Here is a 15,352-nt window from a genome sequence, read left to right as displayed (position 1 = left end):
CAATAAATTTTTTAAAAAGTAGGTGACATTCTTGGAAGTTTTATTTTATCTATTAATATTTGCAATATTAATACTTCTTTTTATTTTACTAAAAGATAAAAATTTACTTATAACTATAGTATGTTCAATTTTTATAATTGAAATTATACTTGCACCAAAGCTATGTATAGATGGGGTAATTTCAGGTAGTCTATTATTTTTTTACAAGGTATTTCCATCTTTATTTTCATTTTTAGTTGTATCCAACATAATACTCTCTTGTGATGGAGTGTACATATATTCAAAATTAATAGGCAAAGCCCTGTGCAAACCCTTAAGACTCCCAACTAACTGCAGCTTCGTATTAATTATAAGCACACTTTGTGGGTATCCCCTTGGAGCAAAATATGCTTGTCAACTTTATGAAAAAAAAATAATAGACCTTTTCACCTGCGAGAGGCTTTTAAATATAGCTTCTAATGCAAGTCCTCTCTTTATGCTAGGTTCTGTTGGAGTTTCCATGCTAAAGAGCTCTTTTATAGGGTATATACTATTACTTTCTAATTTGCTATCTTGTATAGTTATGAGTTTTTTGATACCTTCTAAAAAAACATATTACAAACCTATTGCTTATAGAAATCACTCTCATGAAAGTGAAAATATCGGAAAGGTATTTAAAAACAGTATTGAAGATTCTTTAAAAAACTGCATATCAATAGGTGGATTTGTCATATTATTTTCTGTTGTAAATAGTATTTTAAAAAATAATATTCTATTTAATTTACTAATTAGTAGCATTTCACGTATAACTCATATTTCGGGTAACATAATGGAAGGAATCTTCCTTGGAATGATAGAAATGACTAATGGATGCAGCTTAATATCATCTTCTACTGCCTCCCTTAATTTAAAAATTATACTAGTAAGTTTTTTATTCACCTTCAGCGGACTATCAATTATATCTCAAGTGTACTCTTTTACTTATAAATTTAAAATATCTTTAAAAAAATATTCTCTTAGAAAAATACTACAGGGAATAATATGTTCCATATTTAGCTTATCACTTTATAACCTATTCTCTTTAAAATTATCGCAAGAAACTTTTCTACCTTATTATAAAATAACTACATACTTTAATAACTTGTTTATACTTACTATAATTTTGCTTATTACTCCCTGGATTTTATATAAATTAAAGCAATTATTTCATGTCTCTTAGTTCTTTTATATTTGCTCTTATATCTTCAGTCTTTAGATCCATGCTGTTTACTAAATTATTTAACATCTTTTGAAGTTCTACTTTCAGCGTTGCTAGCATCTCATCATTTTTCCTTGATAATTCATTGTCCAACTGGCTTAATAGTTCATCTGCATAGTCTCGAGCGCCTAGTCTTATTGCCTTGGCGTTTTTCTTCGCAGATGATATAATTTCTTCTGCCCTCATATTAGCTTCTTTGGTAATATCATGGTTTTCTATTTGACGTCTTAACAAACTCAAATTTTCTTTTTTCATAGTTTCAGATTCTTGTACAGCTTCACTTAAAATTCTCTCTTTTTCGTTTACTATCCACTGTGCCTTTTTAAGCTCGCTAGGAAGATAATCCACTATTTTTTGAAGCACATCTAAAATTTCCTTTTTATTCACCATAACCTTCCCTGTCATAGGAACTTTTGCAGATGTATCTATAATTTCTTCAAGATATTCTATTAATTTAATAGCATCCATAATTTTTCCCCCTAAGATACCTTAGCACTTTTTATAAACTCTATTAATCTTGTTTATAATATCAAACCTTATTTCTTCAGGTACTAAACCTTTAATACATCCCCCAAACATAGCAACTTGCTTTACCGAGGATGAGCTCAAATAGGAATTCATGGCACTAGTCATCATAAATACTGTCTCTTTATCAGAATCTAGCTTTTTATTCATAAGAGACATCTGAAATTCATATTCAAAATCTGATACTGCTCTCAGTCCTTTTACTATAACTTGAATGTCATTTTTTTTCATAAAATCTATTAACAGACCGCTAAAGCTTTCAACTTTTACATTAGGTATATCTTTCACTACCTTTTGAATTAATTTTACTCTTTCTTCAATATTAAATAGGCCCTGCTTTTCAGGATTAATTAGTACTCCAACTATCAAATGATCAAATACTTTAGATGCCCTATTTATTATGTCTAAATGCCCATTGGTTATTGGATCAAAACTTCCGGGATATACCGCAGTCTTCATAATAATTAATCCTCCTTATATTTATAAAAGCATACCGTAGTTTTTCCATATTTTCTATGATCCATTAAAACTATATTAATATTTCCTTGATATATTTCTTCACTGGTATCAATTTTAGTAACTATAATTCCATCTTTTTGCAGTAGGTTTTTACTTTCAATTATCTCTACAGCTGGTGGAATCATATCCTTTTTATAAGGTGGATCAATAAATATTATGTCGAACATCAAATTTTTTCTTGAAAGTTCCTGTAAGGCTTCATAAGAATCCTTATTAATAGTTTTACATATATTAGAAAATCCTAAATTCTCCACATTTTTGTCTAAAAAGTAAAAAGTGTCACTACTTCTGTCAACTAAATAACATTTTTCTGCGCCACGGCTTGCAGCTTCAAGTCCTAAGCTCCCTGTGCCTGCAAATACGTCTAATACTTTCGAACCATAGACTCTATTCTGAATTATATTAAACATGGCTTCCTTAACTCTATCTAAAGTAGGTCTCGTAATATTATACCCATTAGGAGACATTAATTTTCTTCCTCTGGCAAGACCTGCAATTATTCTCATAAATTTTCCTCCTACTTTATGTTTTTTACATACTATAGTCATTTTATAATATTTTAGCATATATTTTTATATTATTCAAAAATTATTTAAAATTCATAATGCATCCTACACAATTATTATGAATTGTACATTAATTCAGTTTTCATTATTCTCATATTAATTTAATTTATCCGATCGCTACCATTGCTAACACCCCCATCGCACACAGTGAAATCGACTATCACCAAATCAAAGATTTGGGATATCTGCTTTTCTTCAAAGTGTGGGATAAGCACTGCTACGCGCCTGGATAAGTTCTTCTAAGGTTCAGATGGAGAAAAGGTATTCCTTATAAGCAAACTCCACCTGAACCTAAGAATCACTTGATTATGTGGTCAAATTAACAATTAATTAAAACTTATAAATTTTGAAGTTCTTTCTAAATTATTTAATATTTCTTCTTTTATTCTTATATCTTCCTCATCTCTACTTGCTAAAAGTCTTTTAGCTTCCCTATTAGCTTCTTTAAGTATATTTATATCCTCTACTAGATTAGAGAAAACAAGTTCATCTTCCCCGTGCTGCCTAAATCCAAAAATTTCTCCTGAACCCCTTATCTTCAGATCTTGCTCTGCAATAAAAAATCCATCATTACTGCTTCTCATTATCTCCATTCTTTTTCTTATTATGTCATTTTTAATATCTGCAATCAAAATGCAATATGATTTATAAGAGCCTCTTCCTACTCTTCCCCTCAACTGATGCAGCTGTGCAAGCCCAAATCTCTCTGCATTTTCTATTATCATAACCGTAGCATTTGGCACATTTATGCCTACTTCTATAACCGTAGTTGAAATTATAACTTTTATCTCGCCATTTTTAAATTTATTCATCTTTTCTTCTTTAAGTTTCGGCTGCATTTTTCCATACAGTATATCTATCTGTATGTTTTTAAAATATTTCTCTTTTAATTCCTCATATATATCTTCTACAGAACTTAAATCTAACTCCTCGTTTTCCTCTACAAGGGGACATACTACATATACTTGTCTTCCCCTCTTTATTTCCTCCAAAGCAAATTTATAAACTTTGTCTCTTGAATTTTTATCTCTGTAATAAGTATCTATCTTCTGCCTTCCTGGAGGAAGTTCATCTATAGTTGATACATTTAAATCACCATATAAATACAAACTCAAAGTTCTTGGAATAGGCGTAGCTGTCATAATAAGAGTATCTACATGATCTCCCTTATTTACAAGTTTACTTCTCTGCATCACTCCAAATCTATGCTGCTCATCTGTAACTACTATTCCTATATTTTTAAACTCCACATTATCTTCAATTAAAGCATGGGTTCCTATTATAATATCTATTTCACCCATTTTTAATTTTTCTTTTATTTCATCTTTATTTTTTGGGGTAACACTTCCACACAATAGTTCTATTTCTACGTCAAAACCCTCTAAAAGCTTCATAGCTTCTTCATAGTGCTGCTGTGCCAATATTTCGGTGGGGGCCATTAGAACTGCTTGATAACCGTTCTTTACTACATTAAAAATAGATATTAACGCCACTACAGTCTTCCCACTTCCTACATCTCCTTGCAGCAGCCTATTCATAGGAACCTCTCTTTTTTCATCTATAAGTATTTCTCTTATAACTTTATTTTGAGCTTTTGTAAGTTTATATGGTAATTTATTCTTTAGTTCTATTAACTCTGGAGCTATTTTAAAGGCTACCCCTTTTTTATTTTTCCCAAAATACTCTTTTAACATCAAAATTTTTAGAGAGTAAGTAAAAAGTTCCTGAAATTTAAGTCTCTTTTTCCCTTCTCTCAATTCTCTAAAATTAACTGGATTATGTATTATCCTTATAGCTTTATCCAAACTACAGAGCTTATATTTTGTAATTATCCACTTAGGTAAATTTTCATCTATACTCACTTTAGTAAGTACATAAGATATAAGTTTTATAAATGTATTGTTAGTTATTCCTGACTTTAAAGGGTATATAGGAAGTATTTTTTCTTCAATTTTGCTATTTGAATTAATATTTACCACTTTAGGATTTGTTATAACACTGTTTCCTCTGTAATGTTGGATTTTACCTGCTATTCTATATTCAGCATCTATCTTAAACTTCTTTTTCACATAAGGTTGATTAAACCATTTTGCCTTAAAAAGTCCATTTCTATTTTCAAAAACAATTGTAGAGATTATTTTACCAGTCCTAGTCCTTATATCTCTTTCTATCGAATTAACCTTACAATCTATCATGACCTTTCCTTCTGTGTTCCCTTTTAAATCACTGCAACTAGAAATAATATCATAATCTCTTGGAAAATATAAGAGCAAGTCAAGTATGTTGAATATACAACATCTGTTTAAGTTTTTACAAGTTACCTTACCTACTCCTTTTAAAGATCCGATATCCTCACTTAGCTTCACAAACTCTCACCTGCCTTCTTATTAAATACCAAAAATAAAAAAAGCTTTACGCTTTTTTTATTCAACAGAAACTATAAAATAGTATAAAGGCTGTTTTCCACTATAACATTGTACGTCCATTTCAGTATACTTCTTCTCAATTTCTTCTACAAAATGCTTTACTTTTTCTTCTTCACAATCTATACCATAATATATACTTATAAGTTCACTATCTTCTTTTATCATATGGTTTAAAAGCTCGCCACAAACTTCAAAAATGTCCTTTCCAACTTGCTCTATCTTTCCATCAATAAGTCCTAATATATCTCCCTTTTTTATGCTTATATCATCTATTTCTGTATCTCTAACCGCATAGGTCACAGAACCAGTAGTCACTGTAGTTAGTGCCCTTTCCATAGTACTTATATTTTCATCTATATCCATATCTGAATTAAATGATGTTATTGCCGTAATACCTTGTGGTATTGTCTTACTAGGCACAATCTTTACATTTTTATTGGATATTTCTTTTGCCTGATTAGCAGACATAATTATATTTTTATTATTAGGCAATATAATTATATTTTTAGCATTTACTTTATTTATACAATTCAATATATCTTCAGTACTGGGATTCATGGTCTGTCCGCCTTCTATTACGTAATCTACTCCCAAGTCCTCAAATATACTCTTAATTCCATCTCCCATAGCTACTGAAATAAGTGCATACTTTTGTGACTCAGTTTTTTCTTCATAACTAAGTTTCTCACTATCATAAGCCTTATCTTCATCAGAATTTTCCTCAAAATTTTCTATACTTAAAAGATGTCTGTGCTGTTCTCTCATATTATCTACTTTTATTTTTGACAGTTCCCCTAGCTTAATTGCCTCTGAAAGAATCCATCCTGGATCATTTGTGTGAATGTGCACCTTAATTATATCTTCGTCATCCACCACTACCATAGAATCTCCCATGGTCTCTAACTTTTTCTTAAATTCATTTATACAAGTTCCTTTAGAATGGATAAAGAATTCTGTGCAATATCCATATTTTATATCCTGCTGTCCTAAATCTTTAACTGCAGATTTAACTTCTTTATCGTGAGCCTCTTCTACAACTACATTTTCCTTACCATCCCTTAAAACTTCCTGCATTCCTTGAAGTATTATTAGAAGGCCCATTCCACCTGCATCTACTACTTTTGCTTTTTTTAGAACAGGAAGCATGTCAGGCGTTTTATTCAATATAGTTCTACTATAACTACATACATCTTGAAGTAACTCAGTTATATCCTCTTTACTGGACTTAATAGCACTTTCGCCAGCAGCTCTTATAACAGTTAATATGGTCCCTTCTGTAGGACGCATAACAGCTTTATAAGCAGATTTTGCTCCCTCTTGTAAGCTATTTGCAAATTCTTCTGAATTTACCTGCTTTTTTCCCTGAAGACCTTTTGCTATTCCTCTAAATATCTGAGACAGTATTACCCCTGAATTTCCTCTTGCCCCCATAAGCGCACCTCTTGCTAATTGTTTAGAGATACTTTCTATAGAGCTATCTTTAGAATTACTTACCTCAAGTACTGCACTTTTAAAGGTCATAGACATATTAGTTCCCGTATCACCATCGGGAACAGGAAACACATTTAATGAGTTAACAAAATCTTTTTGATTCTCGAGTTTATTGCTAGCATTTACAACCATGTTGTAAAAGTGATGTCCATCTATATTTAAGTATTCCATTTTTACGAATTACCTCCCTAGACTCTAACACCTTGAACATTTACTGTAATAGTTGATACTTTGAGTCCTGTGTAGTTTTCTACATTATACTTTATCCTCTGTATTATACTATTTGAAATCACTGATATTTTTGTTCCATATTCCACTATTATATATAGCTCTATTATAAGTTCATTATTTTGAGAACGAACCCTTACTCCTTTATTAAAACTTCCACCTTTTATTAATTCCCAAAAGCCATCTTTTGCGTTTTTGGAAGCCATACCCACTACTCCATAGCATTCCATAGTTGATAACCCAACTATGTTTGCAACTACTTCTTCCGAATAGTCAATATACCCATTTTCTCCGGCAATACTAGCTATCATACAAAAACCTCCTTACTAAAGTATTATATTCTATAATGCCATAAACATATTTTATATTAAATAAAACATTTATTCAAGGAAATATTAGCTCTATGAAAAAGGACATTTACTTAAATTTTACTATTTACTTGCACTTATTATGCTTTCTGTGATAAAATAAGTGGTGTTTGAATTTTAGAGGACTCATAAGGAGGTGTTTTTAATGTCAAAGAAGTGTGAAATATGTGGAAAAGGTGTAGTATTTGGAGTACAATACAGCCACTCCCACCGTCAATCTAAAAGGACTTGGACTCCAAACGTAAGAAAAGTTAAAGCTATAGTTAATGGAACACCAAAAACTATACATGTTTGTTCAAGATGCCTTCGTTCAGGAAAGGTTCAGCGTGCTATATAAAAAATAAAAATGCAGTTGTTTATATACAATTGCATTTTTGTTTTTAAGTACTTATTTTTTTTTAGTGAAAAATTTTATAATTGCAGATAGAACTCCTGGAAGCTTAAATGCAATAATTTTCATTAAACTACCCCCTTATCTATGATAACTTATTAAATACCATCCACAATAAATTAGTCCCATGCCTGCAGCTATTATCCAGCCCCATATTGGGATAATAACTGTCATTAAAAATCCAACACCTATAGATAAAGCTATTAATCCTATTTTTTTCTTTGTCCTTCTTCTAATACAGCTTTTCTTTTTCACGTTATTATCCCTTAAAAATTGCTTTATACTATTATATGCATAATACCTTCATATCGTTACTACTTTTTATAATTACAAACTTTTAACCATCTATACTATTAAAAGTTTGTCTTATTGTCTGTTCAATCCTTACTGTGCATACACAAAAGCATACCGCTATCAAACACTATACGGGCTTCCTCTTCAATAAATTCATTAGATACTGTCCTTGCATCACCTAAAGCCAAATCATAATTACTTAACTTATATCTAGCACCTATTATATTTAAATTTTTGACTACATTGCAGTAGGCATGGAGGGAAAAGGTCTCTCCAGGATATCCTTTTATTGTCGTTGTCTTGCATAATAATTCAATAATATTATGTTCATCCTTTATATATGCCTTCACTCCACTGCGGTTACATTTTAAAAGCATACCTAAGTTGGCTAAAACATGGTCTATCCTGCTTCCAGTACATGCAAGCATTACTATCTGGTCTACTTTTAATTCCAGGGACTTTTCTACTGCAATTTCAGTATCCGTAAAATCCTTAGCCCTAGGATATGTATCTATAGAACATTTTTTACTTTTAAAAAACGTTAAAACATTCTTGTCTATAGAGTCAAAATCTCCAATTAAATAATCCGGTATAATTTTATACTCATAGAGACAATTTGCCCCTCCATCTGCACAAATCAAAATAGAATCTTCATCAATTTCCTCTTCAATTAATTTTCTAGATGGAGCACTGCCCCCAGATACTATGATTGCTTTCATTTTAAATTTCCCCTCTTAATAATCTTATGTTCTCTTCTATATTTCCACCCTTAAATACAGCAGAACCCGCTACTATTACATTAGCACCGCTATCTACTATTTTTGCTATATTGCCCTTTGAAACACCGCCGTCTACCTCTATCATTAAATTTTTGTTACATTTACTGCTTAATTCTTTTATGTACTTAAGTTTATCAGAACAATACTCTATATATTTTTGTCCTCCAAATCCTGGATTTACAGACATTATGAGAACCATGTCTAAATAAGGTATTAAGTACTTTATATTATCTACTAAGGTAGCTGGGTTCAGTGCAACTGCAGCTTTTACCCCAAAACTTTTTATATAATTTATAGTCCTATCTATATGCCTATCCGCCTCGAAATGAACTGTTATAATATCTGCTCCTGCTTTTACAAAATCCTCCACATATCTTGAAGGTTCTTCTATCATTAAATGTACGTCAAAAGGCAACTTTGTAAGAGGCCTTATGCTTTTAATAATAGGTACTCCAAAAGATATATTCGGTACAAAATTTCCATCCATTACGTCTATATGAATTAAATCGGCCCCATATTTGTCCAGACTTTTTATATCTTCCCCTAATTTTGAAAAATCTGCAGATAATATTGAAGGTGCTATTCTTATCATATGTTTCTCTCTCCTTAATTTATACTGCTATATGAGCAGCTCAATACTTTTTTTTACTTATAATTTCATTTAAAACCTTAATGTAAAACTCATATCTTTTTCTATCTATTTTGCCATCTTCAACAGAAGCTTTAATAGCACAATTCGGTTCTTTATAATGAAAACAACCTGTAAATTTACATTTCCCTATAAGGTCAGTAAACTCTGGAAAACAATACTGAAGTTTTTCCTCTGATATATCAGATATATCCAGAGAGGAAAATCCCGGAGTATCCACTATAAGCCCTTCTTCCAATTCTATTAGCTCACTATGTCTTGTAGTGTGTTTTCCTCTCTTCAATTTTTGACTTATCTCACCCGTTTCCATAATCTCTTTTCCTGAAATGGCATTTAAAATAGTAGATTTTCCAACTCCCGATGGACCACACAATACCGTAATATTTCCTTTAAGCTTTTCTTTAATTTTATCAATTCCACAATTCTCTTTTGCCGTTAAAAATATTACGTCATAGCCTATTTTTTTCATAGTATTGGCTATATCGGATTTTTCCTTTTCTTCTGCTAAATCCAGCTTATTAAAGCAAACTACTATTTTCAAATTATTCAATTCACAGCTTATAAGAAATCTATTTAATAGATCTTCATTTATTTCAGGACGGTTAAATGCAAAAACTACCAGTGCCTGGGTTACATTAGCTACAGCAGGTCTCTTCAATTTAGTTTTTCTAGGATAGATTCTATTAATAACTCCCTGCTCTTTTTCTAGTGCAATATCAACTTTATCTCCTACCATAGGGGAAAGTGAATTATGCCTAAACTTTCCCCTTGCCTTACATTCAATTACCCCATTATCTGTTTTTATATAATAAAATCCTCCTATACCCTTAACTATAGTTCCCTGCATAAATTCCTCCTAATTTGTTTTATCTGAATTTCCTGTACCACCCGTATTTGTATTTCCATTGTTTCCTGTACCTCCATCAGAAGAAGAACTGCCTGTGCCGCTTCCATTATCAGATTTACTTCCGCTAGACCCGCTTCCACTTCCTGTATCGCTTCCATCCTTACTTTGTCCGCTGCTTCCAGTGCTTTTTCCTCCAGTTGGGGTTCCTAAATTACTACTTTGATCATTTTGAGTTTCTTTATATTCATAATAAGTTAAGCTTACCGTAGTACCTTCTTTAACTTGCTGTGATCCTCCTATGCTTTGGCTTGTTACAACTCCACTCTGAGATTTATCTGAAGTAGCTACTGGATTTCTAGAAACCTTAAGTCCTGAACCTGCCATTATAGAAGCTGCTTCTTCTATGTTTTTGCCTGAAACATCTGGTACTGTTACATATTTTGCATCTGCTCCCTTACTTACCACAAGATTTACTTTTGTACCATTTTGAGCTTTACTATCTGCTGTAGGATCTTGGCTTATAACATCTCCTTCTGCTACATCGTCACTGTGTCTGTAAGATACATTTCCCAAAGTGAGCCCACTGTTTGATATAATATCCTTTGCAGTAGCAAAATCTACCCCAACCAAATTTGGAACAGTCAGTGAATCAGATCCACTGCTTATAATTACCCTTACATCTGAGTTTGATTTTACCTTTGTTCCTGATTTAGGAAAACAATCTATTACTGTTCCTTCTGGTTTGTCACTTTTTTCTTTGCCACCTATTACAAAATTAAGCTTTTTGCTTTCTACTAACTGTTTGGCATCATCCTGTTTCATGCCTACAATACTCGGCACAGTTATGTCTCCGCTGCTATATACCTTGTTATACCAAATATATCCTGAAATTATACCTATTACAACTACAAGAACACCTATTGCGGTGGTCAATATTCTCTTTTTCTTTTTAGGGTCTAAGTTTAATTTAACTGGTTTTCTTGCTGGCTCTACTTCATCATCATAATCGTCCTCATTTTTATAAGCATTGTTTACATCTACAGGATCCATTATCCTAGTCATATCACCACTTAAGTCATCATCTGACAAATTGATTTTTTGATTATTTTCTATCTTTTTCAAATCCACTAACATATCTTCCATTGTCTGATATCTTCTTATAGGCTCTTTTTCCACAGCTTTCAGAATAAGTCTATTTAAACTATCTGGTATATTTTCATTTAACTGATTTGGTGGAACTACAGGTTCTTGTATATGTTTTAGTGCTATTGATACAGGACTTTCTGCATCATAGGGAACACGTCCTGTAACCATTTCATACATAACTATGCCAAGGGAGTAAATATCTGTTCTAAAGTCTACAAAGCTTCCTTTTGCTTGTTCTGGGGAAAAGTAGTGTGCAGAACCCATTATCTTATTAGAATTAGTTATTGTAACTGAATCCGAGGCTTTGGCTATACCAAAGTCCGTTACTTTTACTATACCATCTTCTGTCACAAGAATATTATGAGGTTTTATATCTCTATGTATAATATTATTCTTATGGGCACATTTCAAAGCTTTAGCTATTTGAATAGCTACTTCTACTGCCCTTGCAGGAGGTATTTTCTTTTCTTCTTTTATTACTTGTTTTAAAGTCTTTCCAATAACACATTCCATTACTATGTAGTTTATATCCTTCTGTGTACCTACATCATATATGTTCACTATATTATTATCTGAAAGACTTGCTGCTGCTGCTGCTTCCCTTTTAAATTTCTCTACAAATTCTCCATCACTTGAAAATTCTTCTTTGAGAATTTTAACAGCTACGTTTCTGCTCAAGAGGTGGTCTTTGGCCCTATAAACAATAGCCATACCTCCCTCTCCTATTTTTTCAAGCAACTCATATCTATTCCCTAGCATAGTCCCTATCATTTTTTACACTCTCCTTCAAATACAATAACTGATATATTATCCTTTCCACCTCTAAGCTTACTTAGTTCTATTAGCTGCTTGCAAGCATCTTCGTTATTGTTATTCATTATTATATCATACATTTCGTTCATATTTACTCCATTAGATAGCCCGTCAGTACACATTATTACTCTATTTACATCTTCTAAATTTACTTTAAATATATCTACTTTTACAGACTTATTAGTTCCAAGCGCTCTTGTTATTATATTTTTGTTAGGATGAATTGCAGCTTCTTCTTCAGTTATACTACCTTCATCCACCAGTTGTTGTACTAAAGAGTGATCTTTAGTCACTTTTGTTATACCATCATATTTTACAACATAGCAACTACTATCCCCTACATTTGCTACTATCATATCTTTATCTTTTACAAGGCAGACTGTTATAGTTGTCCCCATTCCACCAAATTGACTGTTGCTAATAGAAAGTTCATAAATTTTATCATTTGCTACACTTACAGCTTTTAATAAATCTTCCTCCATATTTGATGTTTCATTTGATTTCATGTAAGAAATGGTTGTTTCCACAGCAATCTTGCTGGCTACCTCTCCTGCATTGTGTCCACCCATTCCATCTGCTATTACATATAAGTTAAAATTTTTACCATTATAGAAATCTACAAAATCTTCATTTAGCTTTCTTACCTTACCTACATCTGATAAGATCCCCACCATTTTCTACACCCTCTCTATAACTTTTTCGATTTTAAATAACTTCTCCTCAATTGTCCGCAAGCAGCGTCTATGTCTGAACCCATTTCTCTTCTTATAGTAGTCTCTATTTTATTCTTAATCAACCTATGGTAAAATTTCTTTACATCATCAGAAGAAGATTTTTTTAAGTTATTTTCCTTAACTTCATTGACTGGTATTAAATTAACATGGCACAATAATCCACTTATAAGTTCAGTTAATTCATCACAACATTTTAAACTGTCATTTACTCCACTTACCAAAGCGTATTCAAAAGATACCCTTTTACCCGTCTTATCTATATAATACTTACATGCATCTATTACATCTTTTATGGAATATTTATTTGCAATAGGCATTATTTTTTTTCTCATAACGTCATTTGGAGCATGTAGTGATATGGCCAAAGTTATCTGAAGATCCCTATCTGCTAAATCCTTTATCTTAGGTACTATACCACAAGTTGACAAGGTTATATGTCTTTGGCCTATGTTGAAACTGTACTCAGAATTTACTATTTTTAAAAACTTCAACACATTTTCATAATTATCTAGGGGTTCCCCACTTCCCATAAGGACTATATTAGATATCCTCTCTCCTATTTCATTCTGGGATTTTAAAATTTGGCCTAACATTTCTCCTGCTGTCAAGTTTCTAACCATTCCATCTATTGTAGATGCACAAAACTTACATCCCATCCTACATCCTACTTGAGTTGAAATACATATGGAATTACCATGTTTATATTTCATAACTACAGTTTCCACCATATTTCCATCTTTATATTCATATAAAAATTTAAAAGTATCTCTAAATTTTGACTCACATTTTTTAACTAATTCAGTAGTACCTATGTAAAAATTTGTTTTTAACTTTTCTAGTAACTTCTTAGGTATATTGGTCATATTATCAAAATCGCATTGACCATTTTTATATATCCAGTCCATTATCTGTTTTGCTCTGAATTCACTTTCACAATTGTCTCTCATCCAACTTTTCAATTCTTCCATATCAAAGTCAAGAATATTATCCATATATTGCACCTACCTATGTTTTATCATTTTTGCAATAAAAAATCCATCCATATTATCATCGGGCAATATAGTTATATATCCCTCTTTATGATAAATTATGTTGTCAAAATCACCACAATAAATTTTTTCTAATTTATACTGGGGATTTTCTCTAATAAACCAATTTATGTTATCTTCATTTTCACTTTTATTTAAGGTACAAGTAGAATATATAAGTTTTCCACCATCTTTTACATATCTTGAAGCATTTAACATGATTTTTCTCTGCACATTTATAAGGCTATTTAAAGACTTCATACTTTTGTTCCATTTAATTTCAGGTTTCTTTCTTACTATTCCTAGTCCTGAGCATGGCACATCTATTAGCACTCTATCTGCTGTAGCTTCAAACTGTTCTACATATTTTTCCGCATCTAACTTATTACATTTTATGTTTTTAATATCCATTCTATTTGCGTTTTCTTCTACAAATCTTAATTTATTCTCATGTAAATCATAGGCATATATTACTCCTGTATTTTTCATAAGTTCTGCCATATGGCAGGACTTTCCTCCAGGTGCACTGCACATATCAAGTACGGTCATATTTTCTTCCGGGTCTACAATATGTGCTACAAGCATGGCACTTTCATCCTGTACTGTTATATATCCTTTTTTAAAAAGTGGATTTTCCTCTATATTGCTGCCTCTATTTATTACTACAGCTTCCTTGCATATTTTACCTTTTTGTATGTCATATCCATTTTTTAAAAGTTCATCCCAAACACTTTTATAATCAATTTTTAATCCATTAACTCTAACTGTAACTTTGGGTATGTAATTAAGTGATTGTAATATACTCTCACCTACAGCTTCTCCATATTGATGAATAAAAAGCAAAGTCATCCACCTTGGAAATGAATATTTAAAACACAAGTTATCTATTTTATTGTCCTTATGTTCACAGTGCAAATTATCTTTATTTCTCAAGTAATTTCTTAAGACTCCATTGACTAATTTTGAGAGCCCCTTTGACTTTTTTTTCGAAAGTTCTACGGCTTCATTTACTACTGCAAACTCAGGTATTTTATCTAGGTACCTGAGTTGATATATAGAAATTCTCAGTATATTTACTATATCTATATTCATCTTCTTTAAACTACTTTTTATGAAATCATCTAGTATAGTGTCAATAGTATACATATATTTTAAAGTACCATATACTATTTCAGTAACTAAAGCCTTATCCTTTTTGTTTAAATTATTCTTATTTAAATACGTATTTAAAACTTTATTAGAATATGCATTACTTCCCAATACCTCATTAAGTATTTCTACAGCTGTACTTCTTGCTCCATTCATCTTTTT

General features: G+C 31.4%; 16 protein-coding genes. 2 read left to right on the top strand and 14 right to left on the bottom strand.

All coding sequences use genetic code 11. The features are described from left to right. Positions 1 to 31: 31 nt before the first annotated feature. Entirely contained in the window at positions 32 to 1,198 is a 1,167-nt protein-coding gene (gene ylbJ / locus CLAU_RS16430; RefSeq protein ID WP_013237939.1) for a sporulation integral membrane protein YlbJ, read from the top strand. Here the strand turns inward: ylbJ and CLAU_RS16425 are convergent. From CLAU_RS16425 to CLAU_RS16400, 6 genes are all read right to left on the bottom strand, one after another. After that, a complete protein-coding gene (locus CLAU_RS16425) occupies positions 1,181 to 1,705 on the bottom strand; it encodes a hypothetical protein (RefSeq protein WP_023163109.1) in 525 nt (174 codons plus the stop codon). The genes ylbJ and CLAU_RS16425 overlap by 18 nt on opposite strands. Before the next feature lie 21 nt (positions 1,706 to 1,726). Beyond that, positions 1,727 to 2,221 carry a pantetheine-phosphate adenylyltransferase gene (gene coaD / locus CLAU_RS16420; RefSeq protein ID WP_013237937.1) on the bottom strand — a complete coding sequence of 165 codons (495 nt, stop codon included), beginning with the start codon at positions 2,219 to 2,221 and terminating at the stop codon, positions 1,727 to 1,729. Between the two features lie 5 nt (positions 2,222 to 2,226). Continuing rightward, positions 2,227 to 2,787, bottom strand: coding sequence for a 16S rRNA (guanine(966)-N(2))-methyltransferase RsmD (rsmD, locus tag CLAU_RS16415; RefSeq protein WP_013237936.1), 561 nt, complete (start codon positions 2,785 to 2,787; stop codon positions 2,227 to 2,229). Positions 2,788 to 3,173: 386 nt separating this feature from the next. Continuing rightward, complete coding sequence (gene recG, locus CLAU_RS16410; RefSeq protein ID WP_023163108.1) at positions 3,174 to 5,213, bottom strand: ATP-dependent DNA helicase RecG; 2,040 nt, start codon at positions 5,211 to 5,213, stop codon at positions 3,174 to 3,176. 57 nt (positions 5,214 to 5,270) lie between these two features. Then, positions 5,271 to 6,935 (bottom strand): DAK2 domain-containing protein, encoded by a 1,665-nt coding sequence (locus CLAU_RS16405; protein ID WP_023163107.1) that lies wholly within the window; start codon positions 6,933 to 6,935, stop codon positions 5,271 to 5,273. A gap of 17 nt (positions 6,936 to 6,952) precedes the next feature. Continuing rightward, positions 6,953 to 7,303, bottom strand: coding sequence for an Asp23/Gls24 family envelope stress response protein (locus tag CLAU_RS16400; RefSeq protein ID WP_013237933.1), 351 nt, complete (start codon positions 7,301 to 7,303; stop codon positions 6,953 to 6,955). A gap of 202 nt (positions 7,304 to 7,505) precedes the next feature. Between CLAU_RS16400 and rpmB the strand changes: the two genes are divergently transcribed. Next, positions 7,506 to 7,697, top strand: coding sequence for a 50S ribosomal protein L28 (gene rpmB / locus CLAU_RS16395; protein WP_013237932.1), 192 nt, complete (start codon positions 7,506 to 7,508; stop codon positions 7,695 to 7,697). A gap of 135 nt (positions 7,698 to 7,832) precedes the next feature. Here the strand turns inward: rpmB and CLAU_RS20750 are convergent, their stop codons facing one another. The 8 genes from CLAU_RS20750 to rsmB all read right to left on the bottom strand — a co-directional run bounded on the left by CLAU_RS20750 (position 7,833) and on the right by rsmB (position 15,346). Beyond that, entirely contained in the window at positions 7,833 to 8,006 is a 174-nt protein-coding gene (locus tag CLAU_RS20750) for a hypothetical protein (protein WP_013237931.1), read from the bottom strand. 122 nt (positions 8,007 to 8,128) lie between these two features. Further along, positions 8,129 to 8,764 carry a thiamine diphosphokinase gene (locus CLAU_RS16390; protein WP_023163106.1) on the bottom strand — a complete coding sequence of 212 codons (636 nt, stop codon included), beginning with the start codon at positions 8,762 to 8,764 and terminating at the stop codon, positions 8,129 to 8,131. Position 8,765: 1 nt separating this feature from the next. Then, complete coding sequence (gene rpe / locus CLAU_RS16385; RefSeq protein WP_013237929.1) at positions 8,766 to 9,416, bottom strand: ribulose-phosphate 3-epimerase; 651 nt, start codon at positions 9,414 to 9,416, stop codon at positions 8,766 to 8,768. 40 nt (positions 9,417 to 9,456) lie between these two features. Beyond that, positions 9,457 to 10,320, bottom strand: coding sequence for a ribosome small subunit-dependent GTPase A (rsgA, locus tag CLAU_RS16380; RefSeq protein ID WP_023163105.1), 864 nt, complete (start codon positions 10,318 to 10,320; stop codon positions 9,457 to 9,459). 9 nt (positions 10,321 to 10,329) lie between these two features. Beyond that, complete coding sequence (gene pknB, locus CLAU_RS16375; protein ID WP_013237927.1) at positions 10,330 to 12,237, bottom strand: Stk1 family PASTA domain-containing Ser/Thr kinase; 1,908 nt, start codon at positions 12,235 to 12,237, stop codon at positions 10,330 to 10,332. Then, on the bottom strand, positions 12,234 to 12,953 hold the full coding sequence (locus tag CLAU_RS16370) for a Stp1/IreP family PP2C-type Ser/Thr phosphatase (RefSeq protein ID WP_013237926.1): 720 nt from the start codon (positions 12,951 to 12,953) through the stop codon (positions 12,234 to 12,236). The genes pknB and CLAU_RS16370 overlap by 4 nt, the downstream gene beginning before the upstream one ends. Positions 12,954 to 12,967: 14 nt before the next feature. Beyond that, positions 12,968 to 14,005: a dual-specificity RNA methyltransferase RlmN gene (gene rlmN / locus CLAU_RS16365; protein ID WP_013237925.1), complete on the bottom strand. Its 1,038-nt coding sequence runs from the start codon at positions 14,003 to 14,005 to the stop codon at positions 12,968 to 12,970. A gap of 9 nt (positions 14,006 to 14,014) precedes the next feature. Then, complete coding sequence (gene rsmB, locus CLAU_RS16360; protein WP_013237924.1) at positions 14,015 to 15,346, bottom strand: 16S rRNA (cytosine(967)-C(5))-methyltransferase RsmB; 1,332 nt, start codon at positions 15,344 to 15,346, stop codon at positions 14,015 to 14,017. Between the last annotated feature and the right edge of the window lie 6 nt (positions 15,347 to 15,352).

Source organism: Clostridium autoethanogenum DSM 10061, from assembly GCF_001484725.1.
Lineage (GTDB): Bacteria > Bacillota > Clostridia > Clostridiales > Clostridiaceae > Clostridium_B > Clostridium_B ljungdahlii.
Note: the sequence above shows the minus strand (reverse complement) of the source record. Positions and strands in the feature narration are given on the sequence as shown.